We start from the raw sequence: 14,647 nt of genomic DNA, 5'->3' as shown, positions 1-14,647 counted from the left end.
GAGACGCGACATGCCTTTTGATCGTGCCGAACTGGAAGAGATGAAACAGCGTTGGCTGGACGCCAACGTCGAGGCGGAGAAGGCCGGCGACTGGAAACCGCTGGCGGAGTTCTACACCGAAGACGCCACCTACGGGTGGAATTACGGCCCCGACAAAGATTTCATGGCCGTCGGACGCGACGAGATCCGCGACATCGCACTCGGCCAGGAGATGGAGGGCCTCGAAGGTTGGGAGTATCCGTATCAGGCGTGGGTGATCGACGATCAGACCGGCGACCTGATCGGTTTCTGGAAGCAGGTGTATCAGGGCACCCGCGAGGACGGCACCAACTACGCCCTCGAGGGTATTCAGGGCAGCTGGTTCAAGTACGCCGGTAACTTCCAGTTCTCCTGGCAGCGCGACTTCTTCGACTACGGGAACGTGTCGGCGCTGTTCATCGAGATGCTGAAGAACAACGCGATGAGTGACGGCATGCTCAAGCGGATCGAGAAGGCCACCGGCGATCAGCCGGGCTGGTATCCGTTCGGCAAGGCGCCCGTCGAGTTCTGGTGAGCACTGAGATGACTACCTTAGCCCCGGCCTACCAAGGTCTGAGTCAGTCGCAACTCGCCGTCTTGGTGCCCGAACTCCTGCTCTCCGGGCAGTTGATCGACCGCAGTGGTATGGCACACCTGATCAGCGCCTTCGGGCGAGAAGTGATGGGGCAGGTCGCCATCGAGGAGTGGATGGCCGCCAGCCCCGTCTACACCCAGCGTATGCGCACCGCTCTCGGCATCGACGGCGACGGCGTCGAGGACATGTTCAAATGTCTGCAACTCGACATCGGTGCGCCACCACAGTTCATGGACTTTCGCTATGAGGTGACCGACAAGTACCACGGTTCCTTCTTCCTGCAGCACTGCGGCGCGTTGATGGACGTGGAACCGATGGGCGACGACTACGTCACCACGATGTGCCACGACATCGAGGACCCGACTTTCGACGCCACTGCCATCGCCACGAACCGTCGGGCGCGCATCCGTCCGATCCACCGGCCGCCGCGACGGCCGGAAGGTCGTACACCGCATTGTGAGTGGACAGTGACGATCGAGGACGACCGCGACGAACTGCCGTTGCCGTCCGATGCGCAGGAGATGTTCGGCACCCGAGCCGGGACGGTGACGCTCACCCCCATCGACGCGTCGGCGACAGACGGACTGGTCGACTACCGGGGACCGCTGCTCGCCGACCTCCAGTTCCGGGAGTGGTCACACACCGCGCTCGCCCGGATCGCCGAGGAGATCGCACTGCAGCACCAGCTGTTGTCGCTCGGCTTCCTCTGGTCGGTTCGTCGGCACGCGACCGATGAGGCCCAGGTGCGCGAAATCTACCGCAAACAGCTGACCGGCATCGCGGGATTGTCGGCCGACCGTCTGCGGCGGGCGCTGACGCTGGGCGCCGACGCGTCGGCCCTGGCGACGGTGATCAACCTGCATCCGGTTCTCGGTCCGCTCGCCTACACCGGGGTGGCTGCCGAGGTGCGGGGGGACGACGTCATCGTTGTGGTGCCCACCGAGTCGGATGCGGCCGTCGACGGCGGCTGGATCGCGCTTCTCGATGCCGACCACGTCGAACCGCTGCAGGCGATCGCGACCGCGGTGGACGCATACTGGGCGGTGTCGTCGGCAACCGCTGCCGACGGAGTCACCGAGTTCGTGATGAGCAGAGGAGATGCCGCGCACCAGGAGTCAGGGGAGGTGGCGATCGCGCGATTCAGTTCGGGCGCCGACTTCGAGTTCACCGACCGTGGGCGATCGATTCCGATCACGCCGGTGGGTAGCGGTGTTTGATGACCCCGAGTCGGTGACCGCCCCCTGGCCGGGGGCGGGGGACCTGAGTCTCTCGGGTCGCGTTGCCGCGGTGGCCGGCGCGACCCGGGGGATCGGTCTGTCGGTGGCATACGCGCTCGCCGGACGAGGTGTGTCGGTGGTGATCAACGGTCGAGATCCGGTTGCCGTCGATGAGACCGTCACCGAGATCCGTGGCGGTGGTGGCTATGCGGTGGGCGTTGTCGGGTCGGCCGGTGACGACGGTGTGGCCCAGAAGATGGTCGATGCGGCGCTCTCGGAGTTCGGGGCGCTCGACATCGCCATCAACTGTGCCGGCATCGCCGAACCGCCGGGATCGACGATCCTGTCGATCAGCGCCGAGGAGTTCCGTGACCAGCTCGACGCACATCTGATGAGTGCATTTCATCTGATGCAGGCCGCCGGCCGGGTCTTCGCCGAACAGCAGACCGGGTCGATCGTCCTGACCGGGTCCGCGGCCTCGCTCGGGATGTTCGGGGGCAGTGGCTACCCGGCGGCCAAGGGCGGGGTCAACGCCCTTGCGCTGGCCGCTGGTGCCGACCTCGCCGACCGTGGCGTCCGGGTGAACGTGGTGATGCCCGGTGCGAAGTCGCGGTTGTCGAGCGGTGACGACTACGTGTCGCATATCGAGAGCCTGCATCGGCGAGGGATACTCGACGAGGTGACCCGGGACGCGGCGCTCGACCCTGCCCCGCCCGAGTACGTCGCCGCGCTCTACGTGTTCCTCGCCAGCGGCGCCGCACGACACGTCACCGGTCAAATATTCACCGCAGCAGGCGGTTTCATCGGGCGCTATGAGCCCCAGCAGGCGTCGTTCGTCGCCTACCGCGACCACAAGGACAGCGCCCCCTACACGCTGAGCGAACTCGCGGAGTTGCTGGGCACGAACTGATGTGAGGGGTGGGCGTCACGAAGGGCCGGCACCTGCAGCCGTTCGCCGCGCCGCGAGGTCGAGCCAGAACCGCGCCCCCGCACGCACGGCATCGGCCACCGGTGCCGGCTCCCAACCGAGTTCGCGCACCGCCTTGCGGTGATCCATCTGCGACATCTGGTGCATCAGCCGTACGGTCTGCACGCTGAGCTTGGGTGTGGCACCGGTCAGTCGGCTGCGCAAGGAGCCCACCGCACCGATCGCATACATCGTCGGTTTGTGCAACACCAGACGGGGTTCTCGACGACCGGCGATGCCGGCTGCGATGGACACGACCTCGTCGAGGTCGATCTGCGACTCGGCGATGATGTAGCGTTCGCCGACGCGGCCCTTGTCGGCGGCGAGACGGAGCGCGGCGGCGGCATCGTCGACACCCACCGATTCGGTGCGCATCCCGCGAACGGTGAAGGGCAGTTTGCCCAGCGCGGCGCCCGCGACGAACGACCCGTGCGGGGTGGGCAGGTAGTCGCCAGGGCCGTAGGTGTTGGCCACGCACAGCGCGACGACCGGCACCCGGCCGTCGCGTCCGTAACCCAGGGCGACGTCCTCGCCGGCGACCCGGGACCGGATGTAATCGTTCGCCTCGTGGTGCCAGTTGAACTCGTCGGTCTCGTCGACGATGGCGTCCGGACGGCGTCCGATCGTCGCGATGCTGCTGGTGAACACGAATTTTCGCAGGTCGGCACGGGCGGCGACGTCAAGCACCGAACGCACCCCGTCAACATTGGTTCGATCCAACACCGAGCCATCGGTGAGCCAGGCGCGCGCGTCTACCGCGCAGTGGTACACCACCTCGCAGCCCGACATCGCCGACGCCAGCGCGTCGCTGTCGAACAGGTCGCCGACCACCCGCTCCACATCGAGATCGTCGATGGCCCGGGTGTTGCTGGTCGCGCGCACCAGAACCCGCACGTGTTCGCCGGATTCGACCAACTGCCGCGTCACCCGGGAGCCGAGGAAACCGGTCGCCCCGATCACCAGTTTCACCCCGACGATCCGCTCGCATGATCGGCGACGGCTGCGGCACCCCGCGACAACATGGTCGCGAACATGCGATCACCACGCTCGGTGGGCTGCGCCGCGCCCGCGCCGAACACCACCAGCAGCAGCGTGTGCAGCAGGCCGTCGACGTAATCGTTCCAGCACTGCGCTGCCGAGTAGTCGGCGATCCCGCGTGTGCACAGTGCGTCGTGGTAGGCGCTCACGATGGCTCGTTCATGAGCGCGCCGGTCCGTGACCGACAGACTCGTAGAGACCAGAAATGCGATGTCACGCAAGGGGGGACCGGCGGCAATGGTCTGCCAGTCGACCACCGTGGCCGTTCCGTCCGGATCGAACAGGATGTTGTCGAGCCGCAGGTCGGAGTGGATGATCGTGTACGGCTGGTCGGATGCGACGAGCCAGTCGTGTGCGTGCGCCACGAGATGGTCGAGGGCTGCAGAGTCCGGCCCCGTCGGCGCGAACCGCTCGCGGAAGGTGTCCGCCATCGGGACGAGGAACTCCTGCATCATGTCCGCGTCCTCGGCGGTGGGCAAGTTCAGGCCGGCTTCGGTGAGCAGCGTTTCATCGCACCACCGGGGTGCGTGCAGGCCGGCGGCGGCAACGGCAACCGCGGTGACGGCCTGCGGATCGGCGCCGGCGATCTGATCACCCTGCTCCGCCGGGGCCATGTCCTCGAGGAGCAGCACGAACTCGCTTCCCGCATCGGAGATCACCGCCGCGTATGCGCGTGGAGTGGGGACGTCGACTGTCGGGGCGATGTCGGCGTAGAAGGCAACTTCGTTGCGGAATGCGCCCACTGCGAACGTGCGTTGGTCGAGTGGGCCGGTGGCGATCTTGGCGACCATGGTTGTCGGGAGCGTCGCGTCGTTGATCGCGTAGGTGAGCGACAACCGGAACGAACTGGCCATCTGACCGGAACCGACCGGAGATGCCGACACCGAAGCCACCGTCGCCACGTGACCGGCCGAACGCAGCACACCGGTGAGGAAGTCGGCGGTGACCGCGTCGACATCGGTGGGGATCAACCCCGGTTTCGAGGGCGATGGACTCACCCCGCTCCCGGTCATCGAGTGTCACCGATCGAGACGCGCGCGTAGGCCGCGGAGAGTCCGGGATTGACCGGGAGATCAGGCAGTTCCGGTCGGATGGACCGATACGCGGCGAGGACGTCGAGGAGTTCGGACGGGGCCGCCCCGTGCAGGATGACGGAGTCGACACCGAGGTCGAATTGGTGGGCAATAGTGGCGGCGCACTGTGCCGCGCTGCCGGTCGCCGAGTCGGCCACCCACGCTTGCGGTATGGCCTCATGGAGTTGCCGGATCTCGTCGTCGGTCGCGGTGGCGTCAATCGGACCGCGCGCGCCGACGAACGCGTCCGTCGCTCTCAGGTGTTCGAGATCTGCCGCGGCCCAGTCATTGGCCTTCATGAGGACATCGGGGTAGCCCTGCAGGTACGTGGCCAGTCGTCCGTAGAGGCGACGGAGTCGTTCGGCGTCACCGAGTCCGTCGGGGATGGTGGCCAGGACCGACCAGATGCGTACCGACGCCGGGTCCCGTCCGGCGCGTTCGGCGGCGGTGCGCACGATCTCTACGGCTCTACGCGTCGCCTCGTCGGAAAAGACGGTGTGCAGCACCACGCCGTCGGCGATGCGACCGGCGAGTTCGAGTGTCCGGCGGGACATGGTGATCAGCATGACCGGCACCGGTGTCACCGAGACGCCGAGATTCAGCAGCGGAAAGCTCCCGATCGGGCCGTCGTGTCCGACGATCATCTCGCCGCGCCACAAGGTGCGGAGAACTTCGGCGACATCGGCGAGTTGCGCCCCGGTGACCGGCGGCACATCGAGGATCTGCCACTGCGCGTCGATCCCGCGGCCGAGGCCCAGGGCGAACCGGTTGCCGCTGAGTTCGGCGAGAGTTGCCCCCATCGTCGCGGTGATGATCGGGTGACGGGTGTTGTGATTGGTTGCCGCGGTGGCGACCCCGATACGCCTGGTCGCAGCCGCGATGGCCCCGCAGAGGACGGCGGCGTCCTTGACGTTGAACCGTTCGGAGACGAATGCGGTCCCGAAACCGGCACGATCGGCCAGGGCGGCCTCGTCTACCAGCTCACCCGGGTTGACGGGGTGCCGGGAGAGTGCGTAGTAGCCGATCTCCGGAAGCGGCTTGCGCGGGTCGGAGGGGTCGACGGGCGTTCGCACGCTCACACGGCCGCCGAGGTGGTCACCACCCGGTAGTCCCTGGACCGCGCATCCCGCACCCACAACGTTCCGCCGGTCGAGGTCGGTCCGTCCTTCTTCAGCTCCCGCTTGAGGATCTTGTTCGTCGCAGTGGTGGGCAGGTCATCCTCGATACGGACGAACCGCGGCCACGCCTTGGGGGACAGGTCCGGTTGTGCGGCAAGCTGTTCGGCGAACGACTCGGGTGTCAACTTCGCGTCGTCCTGCAACACGACCGCCGCCATCACGGCGTCACCGACATGCTCGTCCGGGACCGCGTACACGGCCACCCGGTTGAGTTCGGGAATGCGCAGCAGATTGCGTTCGATCGGTCCGGCGGCCAGGTTCTCGCCATCGACCCGCATCCAGTCGCCGGTCCGCCCGGCGAGGTAGATCCAGTCGTCGGCGTCCTTGTAGGCGAGGTCGCCGGACCAGTACATCCCGTGACGGATTCGTTCGCTGGTGGCGTCGGCGTCGTTGTAGTAGCCCATGAACATGCCGGCGCCCTCGATGTTGACCAGCTCGCCGATGGCGTCCTCCGCGTTGGTCAGTGCGCCGTTCTCGTCGAACTCGGCACGCGGACACTCGGTGAGCGTGTCCGAGTTGTACACGGCCACATTGGAAAAACCCTTGCCGATGGAACCCTCCGGCGTGCCCGGTTCGCGGGTGATGATGATGGCGAGTTCGGTGGAGCCGAAGCCGTCCCACACCGTGCATGCGAAACGGCGGGAGAACTCGTTGATGTCGCGGTCGGTGGCCTCGTTGCCGAACGCCACGCGCAGAGGGTTGTCGGCGTCGTCGGACCGCTCCTCGGTGGCGAGGATGTAGGCCAGTGGTTTCCCGACGTAGTTCATGTAGGTGGCCCGGTATCGCCGGATGTCGTCGAGGAAGGTCGACGCGGAGAACTTCGCCGGTGCGATCGCCGCCCCGCCACACAGCGCCACGCAGTAGCCGCCCATCAGGGCCGCGGAGTGGAACAGTGGCATCGACAGGTAGCAGACATCCCCTGGTCCCACATCGTACTTGTCGGCCAGGACCGGTCCGGCGAACGGAATCATCATGTGCGCGAACTGAACCGGTTTGGGGTTACCACTGGTTCCGGAGGTGAAGATCAGCATGAACGTGTCCATTGCGGTCGGCTCGCTCAGCGGGACCAGCTCGCCGGCATCGGCCAGCAGCGTGGCCCACTCCGGCGACGATGTGTCGAGCACACGAACCCCGGACAGATTCAGACCGGCGAGCAGCGGGCGATGCTCGGCATCGGTGATGAGGATCTGGCAGTCGGCGCGGACGATGTCGGCCGCCAGACCTTCGCCGCGGCGGGTGTTGTTGAGACCGACGGTGACGTAGCCGCCGAGTGCTCCCGCGGCCAGCGCGATCAGCATGTCCGGTGTGTTGCCGAGTAGGACACCGACATGCGGCGGCCGTGACCGGTCGGTCAGCGTCAAGACCGCGGCTGCGGCACGTTCGGCAGCCGCGATGTACTGCCGCCACGACCATTGCATGTCGTCGTAGGTGATCGCCAGGTTGTCGTCGTCGGTGCGCTCGCGGAGGAGCTGCGTCACGGTCTCGGCCACATCCTCACTGTAGAACGTGTTCTCATTCCTTGTGAACAGATTCCGAGAAATGTCTACTCGGACGTTCCGCGGGGCCGGTCAGCGGATGAACCAGCCGGTGCCGGGGCTGATCGTGAAGGCCTGCTCGGCCCGTCCGATGATGGTGGTGGTGAACGATATGCGGCCGATGCCGGTGGATACGACCGCGCCCGACGAGGGCTTGCCGGCAGCGCAGACCGGGAAGGTGACGTCGTCGGTGCGGTTCGTGTTCACGTTGCGCCAGGTGATGGCCACCCGTGCGGTGGCCAGGCTGTCGGCACATGCCTCGGCGAACGGCCGCAGCGCCAACCGGGTGCGCTCACCGTCGGCTGCCACCGCGGTGAGATCGGCGGCAAAACCTCCCGAGATCCCGTTGTCGTCGACAGTGATGCCGACATTCGGGGCCTGGTCGACACGCAACGGGGTCGGTGCGGCATCGGCAACGCCCGCGCCGACGCTCAGGGTGAGCCCGGCGGCAGCTGCTGCGGCGATCAGGGTGGACTGGCGCGCGGTGGTACCGCGGGAGACGAGTCGGGACGCGATCACGGTCATTGCTTTCCCTTCGAGGTGGGCCCGCATGGTCGCCGGCGTTGCCTCCCAGGGTCGCCGACGCCCACGGCCGCCGGGGCGCGCCCGTGGTGATCTGTTATGCATCCGAGATGCGTGACGCCGACCACTGCGATGCGAGTGCTTGGATTGGTCCATGGTTGCCGACATGAACTGGACAGACCGCGAGCCGCCGACCGATCCGATGAGTGCCTTCGGTATCGGCAACGTGGCCATGGTCGAGGGCGGCCGGGTGGCCGCCGACCAGCAGCTCGGACCGCTGTTCGCCGATCACCGCGGCCGCATCGACCTGGCGGCCCTGGCGGTGCTGTTCGATCACCTGGGGGGCCTGCCGTTCTTCCGGTCCGGCCCCAACGGGTCCCCGTGCGTACAGGCGCGGCTGGCGATGTCGATGCAGGGGCGCGTCGGCGTGGATGACCGGGTCACCGGGACCGCCGAGCTGATGATGCACGACGACGGCTTCGGTTCGACCCGGGTCGATCTGGTCACCTCGACCGGACGGCTGTGCTGTACCGGAACCGCGCGCAACGTGGCGGTGGGGCGATCCTTCGACGCGCATCCCGCCGAGCCCCGCGGCGCCGAACCCACACCCAGCGGTGCCTACACCCATGGCGTCGAACTGCCGCCGGCCATCGAGCCGTCCCTGACCGGGCGGGAGATCGTCGAGCAGATCGCGAACGGGATACGCCCGGCCGGGCCGATCGCCGACCTTCTCAACGGTCGGGTCGAACTCGTCGACTACGACCGCGCCGCCGGTGTGCGTTTCCTGATCACCACCGAGCCCTGGATGGGCAACATCTTCGGCACCATGCATGGGGGAGTGATCGCTGCGATCGCGGCGCAGGCATGCTCGTTCGCCGGTCAGGCCAACGCCGCCGCCGGCGCGGACTACCAGCTCGGCGACCTCGCCATCGGGTTCCTCAGGTCGCCGGCAGTGCACGGCGGCGAGCTCGCCGTCGACGTGCGGCCGGTGAAGGCGGGTCGTCGGATCGCGTCCTTCGAGGCGATCATGCGGTCGGCCGACAGCACGGTGCTGAGCACCGCGGCCGCTGACGTCATCTATCGCTGAGTTCTGCGGGCCGGGTTTCGACGCCGGACGTGCGATGGCGGCGGTAAAAACAATCAAGCATGATTGCTTTTTCTGGCGGCATGTGTGACGCTGGTCGCATGTCGTTGGTGGACACTCTCGTCGCCGATCTGAGCGATGAATCCCGAGAACTCGATGACCTGGTGGCCGACCTGGACGACGCCACCTGGTCCCGGCCGACTCCGGCTCCCGGATGGACGATTGCACATCAGATCGCCCACCTGAGCTGGACCGACGGGATGGCGTTGCTCGCCGCTACCGACCCCGACGGGTTCGCGGTCGCGCTCACCGAGGCGGCGCCGAACGCGGAGCGTTACGTCGACGAGGCCGCCGAGCGTGGTGCGGCCGCAGCCCCCGCGCGGATCCTCCACGACTGGCGGACCGCGCGTAGCGCGCTCGCGGATGCCCTGCGCGCTGTGCCCGACGGTGTGAAGATCCCGTGGTTCGGACCGCCGATGTCGGCGGCGTCGATGGCCACCGCGCGACTGATGGAGACCTGGGCGCACGGCCTCGACGTCGCCGACGCGCTGGGGGTGGCGCGGACCCCCACCGACCGCATCAAGGGTGTCGTGCACATCGGGGTCCGTACCCGCGACTTCGCCTACACGGTCAACGGGCTGACCCCGCCGGAGGCTGGGTTCCGCTACGAGCTCACCGCGCCATCGGGGCAGTTGTGGACGTGGGGACCCGAGGACGCCCCCGACATCGTGCGGGGTCCGGCCGTCGATTTCTGCGGCGTGGTCACCCAGCGGCGTGCAGCGGCCGACTCGGATCTGACCGTCGACGGCGACGAGGCGCGCCGATGGGTTCGGATCGCCCAGGCCTTCGCCGGGCCGCCCGGAGCGGGCCGCGAACCCGCCGGCACCGCGACGAAGGACTGACGAGATGGCCTCCACCGCACCGCGCAGTATTCGCATCGGCAACGCGTCGGGCTTCTACGGCGACCGCTTCGCCGCTGTCCGCGAGATGCTCGACGGCGGCGAGCTGGACTACCTGACCGGCGACTACCTCGCCGAATTGACCATGCTCATCCTCGGCCGCGACCGGATGAAGGACCCGAAAGCCGGTTACGCCAAGACCTTTCTGCGTCAGATGGAAGACTGTCTCGGTTTGGCCGTCGACAAGGGCGTCCGGATCGTCGTCAACGCCGGCGGACTCAACCCGCACGGGTTGACCGTGGCGTTGCGCGAACTCGCCGACAGCGTGGGCATCGATGCGGGGATCGCGTTCGTCGACGGTGACGACCTCACCGAGCGTGCTGCCGAGCTCGGCCTCGGCACGCCGCTGACCGCCAACGCCTACCTGGGCGCGTTCGGCATCAAGACGGCTCTCGACGCCGGTGCCGACGTGGTGGTGACCGGCCGGGTCACCGACGCCTCGTTGACCGTGGGGCCGGCCGCCAGTGAATTCGGTTGGGAACCAGCTGACCTGGATGCACTGGCCGGTGCAGTGGTGGCCGGCCATGTGATCGAATGCGGTGCGCAGGCGACGGGCGGCAACTACTCGTTCTTCACTCAACTACCGCGGATGGGGCATCTCGGATTCCCCATCGCCGAGATCGCCGCGGACGGCTCGTCGGTGATCACCAAACACCCCGACACCGGCGGTGCGGTCACCGTCGGAACGGTCACCGCGCAACTGCTTTACGAGGTCACCGGCCCGCGCTACCTGGGGCCCGACGTGACCACCCGACTCGACAGCATCACGCTGACGCAGGCCGGCGAGGATCGGGTGTCGATCAGTGGCGTGCGCGGCGAGGCGCCACCGGCGACCACGAAGGTGTCGCTGAACCATCTGGCCGGCGTGCGCAACGAGATCACCCTCATCCTCACCGGCCTCGACATCGAGGCCAAGGCCGAACTGTTCATGGCGCAGTTCGCCGATGCGCTGCCGACGCAGCCGGCAGAGATGGGGTGGGAACTGTCCCGGCTCGACCGGCCCGACGCCACCACCGAGGAGCAGGCGAGTGCGCTGTTGCGTTGTGTGGTCCGCGATCCCGATGCGAAGAAAGTCGGCCGGGCGTTTTCGGCGACCGCCGTGGAGTTGGCCCTGGCGAGCTATCCCGGCTTCACCATGACCGGTCCGCCGGGTAACGGCTCGCCGTACGGGGTGTTCGAACCCGGGTACGTCGACGCCGCCGAGGTGGAGCATCGGGTGGCCCTGCCCAACGGGGTGGTGGAGCGGATCGATCCGAGCCCGCTGCGCACCGAGGTGCCCGCCGACCCCGACGAGCCGTCGCCATCCGGTGCCCACGACTGGGGGCCGACATCGTCAATACCGTTGGGCACGGTGGCGGGCGCGCGTAGCGGCGACAAGGGCGGCAGCGCGAACATCGGTGTGTGGGTGCGTGATCCGGCGCACTTCGAGTGGCTCGACCACACCCTCGACGTTGCGCTGCTCAAAGAGTTGCTGCCCGAGGTCGCCGACCTCGTCGTGCACCGGTACCGGCTGCCCAATCTCCATGCGGTCAACTTCGTGATCGAAGAGGTCCTCGGACGCGGCGTCGCCGATAACGTGCGCTTCGATCCGCAGGCCAAGGGGATGGGGGAGTGGCTGCGGTCGCGTCCGGTACCGATCCCCGTCGCCTTCACCGCAGCACCAACTGACAGCGCATCCCCCGACAGCGAGGAGAACAGGTGACCATCACCAGTCCGGTCTGGGACAGCCCGGAGCGCGCCGAACTCCGTTCGACCGTCCGCGGATTCGTCGAACGGCACGTTCGGCCGCATCAGGACGACTGGGAGCGTGACGGGCTGTTGCCGCGTGACCTGCATCGTGAGGCCGCGAAGCTCGGCCTGTTCGGACTCGGCATCGGCGAGGAGGTGGGAGGCTCCGGCGGTGACCTGGTCGATGCCTCGGTGCTGGGTGAGGAGTTCCACTACGCCGGGGCGGCGGCTGGCGTGTTCGCTTCGCTTTTCACACACGGCATCGCTCTGCCCCACTTGATCGCCGCCGGTGATCCCGACCAGATCGATCGCTGGGTGCGACCCACGTTGGCCGGGGAGAAGATCGGCAGCCTCGCCATCACCGAACCCGATGGCGGCAGCGACGTGGGCCATTTGCGGACCACCGCGGTGCGCGATGGCGACCACTTCGTGGTGAACGGCGCCAAGACCTACATCACCTCGGCGGTGCGCGCTGACTTCGTGACCACCGCCGTGCGGACCGGCGGGCCGGGGGCGTCCGGCGTGTCGCTGCTGGTGCTCGAGAAGGACACGCCGGGGTTCACCGTCACCCGCCGACTGGACAAGATGGGCTGGCGCAGCTCCGACACCGCGGAACTGGCCTTCGTCGATGCGCGGGTCCCGGTGTCGAATCTGGTGGGTCCGGAGAACTCCGGATTCGCGCAGATCGCCGCCGGGTTCGTCGCGGAGCGGGCGGGTCTTGCGGTGCAGGCCTACGCCAGCGCGCAACGGTGCCTGGACCTCACTCTGGACTGGGCCCGGGACCGGCAGACGTTCGGTAAACCACTCATCGCCCGGCAATCGGTGCAGGACACCGTCACCGAGATGGCGCGCCGCATCGACGTGGCCCGGACCTACACCCGGGCCGTGGTGGAGCGCAAGGTCGCCTCTGGCGACGATCTCATCGCCGAGGTCTGCTTCGCCAAGAACACCGCGGTGCAAACCGGTGAATGGGTGGCCAACAAGGCGGTGCAGTTGTTCGGGGGACTGGGTTACATGACCGGCACCGAGGTCGAACGGCAATACCGGGACATGCGCATCCTCGGCATCGGCGGCGGCACCACGGAGATCCTCACCGGCCTCGCCGCAAAACGATTGGGGTATCAGCAGTGACCACACTTCGATCCACCATTGATCCCGCTGCCGAGGACTTCCGCTCCGCCGAGCAGTCGATGAACCAGAAGCTGACCGAACTGCAGGCGGAGTTCGACAAGGCTCTCGCCGGCGGAGGTGGGAAGTACGTCGAGCGGCACCGCAAGCGCGGCAAGATGATTCCGCGTGAGCGGATCGAGCTGCTGATCGACGAGGATTCCGCTTTCCTCGAACTGTGCCCGCTGGCCGGATATGGTTCCGACTTCCAGGTCGGCGCCTCGGTCGTCACCGGCATCGGCGTCGTCGAAGGTGTCGAATGCATGATCGTCGCCAACGACCCCACCGTGCGTGGCGGCACGTCCAACCCGTGGACACTGCGCAAGATTCTGCGCTGCAACGACATCGCGCTGGCCAACCGACTGCCGGTGATCTCGCTGGTCGAATCCGGCGGGGCGGACCTGCCCACGCAGAAAGAGGTGTTCATCCCGGGTGGTCGGATGTTCCGAGACCTCACCCGGCTGTCCGCAGCGGGTATCCCCACCATCGCGCTGGTCTTCGGCAACTCGACCGCCGGTGGTGCATACGTTCCGGGGATGAGCGATCACGTGGTGATGATCGAGAATGCGTCCAAGGTGTTCCTCGGTGGTCCACCGCTGGTCAAGATGGCCACCGGTGAGGACAGCGACGACGAATCCCTCGGCGGCGCACAGATGCACGCGCGTCAGTCCGGGCTCGCCGACCATTACGCGGCCGACGAACAGGACGCGATCCGCATCGGCCGTCGCATTGTGTCCCGGTTGAACTGGCGCAAGCAGGGACCCGGACCGGTGGCCGAGGTCGTCGAGCCGCACCACGACCCGTCCGAACTACTCGGCATCGTGCCGGCGGACCTGAAGATCCCGTTCAACCCGCGCGACGTGATCGCCCGCATCGTCGACGACAGCGACTTCGACGAGTTCAAACCCGAATACGGTAGCTCGCTGTGCACGGGGTGGGCCCGCCTGCACGGGTACCCGATCGGCATCCTCGCCAACGCGCAGGGCGTGCTGTTCAGTCAAGAGGCGCAGAAGGCCACCCAGTTCATCCAGCACGCCAACCGCAGCAACACGCCGCTGTTGTTCCTGCACAACACCACCGGCTACATGGTCGGCAAGGAGTACGAGCAGGGCGGCATCATCAAACACGGTTCGATGATGATCAATGCCGTCTCCAACTCGACGGTGCCGCACATCTCGGTGCTGATGGGCGCCAGCTACGGTGCGGGGCATTACGGCATGTGCGGTCGCGCCTACGATCCGCGTTTCCTGTTCGCCTGGCCCAGTGCCAAATCCGCGGTGATGGGGGCAGCGCAGCTAGCGGGTGTGATCTCGATCGTGTCGCGGGCGGCGACCGAGGCGCGCGGCGGAACAGTCGACGAGGCTGCCGATGCCGGGATGCGGCAGATGATCGAAGCCCAGATCGAGGCGGAATCGGTGCCTGCGTTCTTGTCCGGGATGCTCTACGACGACGGGGTGATCGACCCGCGCGACACCCGGACGGTGCTGGGGTTGTGTCTGTCGGCGATCCACAGTGCCCCGGTGGAGGGCACATCCAACTTCGGCGTCTTCCGGATGTGAGGAAAAC

General features: G+C 67.3%; 13 protein-coding genes. 8 read left to right on the top strand and 5 right to left on the bottom strand.

Annotated elements, in window-relative coordinates; translation table 11 throughout:
• The first annotated feature begins 10 nt into the window (after nucleotides 1-10).
• From OSB52_RS10815 to OSB52_RS10805, 3 genes are read left to right on the top strand one after another with little or no spacing between them, the layout of a single operon-like run.
• Nucleotides 11-553: a Cif family virulence factor gene (locus OSB52_RS10815; RefSeq protein WP_266061635.1), complete on the top strand. Its 543-nt coding sequence runs from the start codon at nucleotides 11-13 to the stop codon at nucleotides 551-553.
• A gap of 8 nt (nucleotides 554-561) precedes the next feature.
• Nucleotides 562-1,830: a hypothetical protein gene (locus OSB52_RS10810; protein WP_235723529.1), complete on the top strand. Its 1,269-nt coding sequence runs from the start codon at nucleotides 562-564 to the stop codon at nucleotides 1,828-1,830.
• Nucleotides 1,831-1,843: 13 nt separating this feature from the next.
• Nucleotides 1,844-2,740, top strand: a complete 897-nt coding sequence (locus tag OSB52_RS10805) for an SDR family NAD(P)-dependent oxidoreductase (protein ID WP_235723598.1) — start codon at nucleotides 1,844-1,846, stop codon at nucleotides 2,738-2,740.
• Between the two features lie 15 nt (nucleotides 2,741-2,755).
• Here OSB52_RS10805 and OSB52_RS10800 read toward each other — a convergent pair whose 3' ends face one another.
• From OSB52_RS10800 to OSB52_RS10780, 5 genes are all read right to left on the bottom strand, one after another.
• Nucleotides 2,756-3,766: an NAD-dependent epimerase/dehydratase family protein gene (locus tag OSB52_RS10800; RefSeq protein WP_235723530.1), complete on the bottom strand. Its 1,011-nt coding sequence runs from the start codon at nucleotides 3,764-3,766 to the stop codon at nucleotides 2,756-2,758.
• On the bottom strand, nucleotides 3,763-4,848 hold the full coding sequence (locus tag OSB52_RS10795) for a phosphotransferase (RefSeq protein WP_235723531.1): 1,086 nt from the start codon (nucleotides 4,846-4,848) through the stop codon (nucleotides 3,763-3,765). Before OSB52_RS10795 ends, OSB52_RS10800 begins: the two co-directional genes overlap by 4 nt.
• On the bottom strand, nucleotides 4,845-5,987 hold the full coding sequence (locus tag OSB52_RS10790; RefSeq protein ID WP_266061634.1) for a TIGR03857 family LLM class F420-dependent oxidoreductase: 1,143 nt from the start codon (nucleotides 5,985-5,987) through the stop codon (nucleotides 4,845-4,847). The genes OSB52_RS10795 and OSB52_RS10790 overlap by 4 nt, the downstream gene beginning before the upstream one ends.
• Nucleotides 5,984-7,576 carry a fatty-acid--CoA ligase FadD1 gene (fadD1, locus tag OSB52_RS10785; protein WP_266061633.1) on the bottom strand — a complete coding sequence of 531 codons (1,593 nt, stop codon included), beginning with the start codon at nucleotides 7,574-7,576 and terminating at the stop codon, nucleotides 5,984-5,986. The genes OSB52_RS10790 and fadD1 overlap by 4 nt, the downstream gene beginning before the upstream one ends.
• A 78-nt stretch (nucleotides 7,577-7,654) precedes the next feature.
• Entirely contained in the window at nucleotides 7,655-8,146 is a 492-nt protein-coding gene (locus OSB52_RS10780) for a hypothetical protein (RefSeq protein WP_235723534.1), read from the bottom strand.
• A 163-nt stretch (nucleotides 8,147-8,309) separates the two neighbouring features.
• On the opposite strand from OSB52_RS10780, the gene OSB52_RS10775 reads away from it, so the two are divergent.
• The 5 genes from OSB52_RS10775 (at nucleotide 8,310) to OSB52_RS10755 (ending at nucleotide 14,640) form a co-directional block, all read left to right on the top strand.
• Nucleotides 8,310-9,230, top strand: a complete 921-nt coding sequence (locus OSB52_RS10775; RefSeq protein WP_235723535.1) for a hotdog domain-containing protein — start codon at nucleotides 8,310-8,312, stop codon at nucleotides 9,228-9,230.
• Between the two features lie 98 nt (nucleotides 9,231-9,328).
• Complete coding sequence (locus OSB52_RS10770) at nucleotides 9,329-10,129, top strand: TIGR03084 family metal-binding protein (RefSeq protein ID WP_266061632.1); 801 nt, start codon at nucleotides 9,329-9,331, stop codon at nucleotides 10,127-10,129.
• Between the two features lie 4 nt (nucleotides 10,130-10,133).
• On the top strand, nucleotides 10,134-11,888 hold the full coding sequence (locus OSB52_RS10765) for an acyclic terpene utilization AtuA family protein (protein ID WP_266061631.1): 1,755 nt from the start codon (nucleotides 10,134-10,136) through the stop codon (nucleotides 11,886-11,888).
• Nucleotides 11,885-13,045 carry an acyl-CoA dehydrogenase family protein gene (locus OSB52_RS10760; RefSeq protein WP_266061630.1) on the top strand — a complete coding sequence of 387 codons (1,161 nt, stop codon included), beginning with the start codon at nucleotides 11,885-11,887 and terminating at the stop codon, nucleotides 13,043-13,045. Before OSB52_RS10765 ends, OSB52_RS10760 begins: the two co-directional genes overlap by 4 nt.
• Nucleotides 13,042-14,640: an acyl-CoA carboxylase subunit beta gene (locus tag OSB52_RS10755; protein WP_235723539.1), complete on the top strand. Its 1,599-nt coding sequence runs from the start codon at nucleotides 13,042-13,044 to the stop codon at nucleotides 14,638-14,640. Before OSB52_RS10760 ends, OSB52_RS10755 begins: the two co-directional genes overlap by 4 nt.
• The last annotated feature ends 7 nt before the right edge of the window (nucleotides 14,641-14,647 follow it).

This window comes from Gordonia aquimaris, assembly GCF_026262595.1.
Taxonomy (GTDB): Bacteria; Actinomycetota; Actinomycetes; order Mycobacteriales; family Mycobacteriaceae; genus Gordonia; species Gordonia tangerina.
This window is presented reverse-complemented; position numbering and strand designations above follow the sequence as displayed.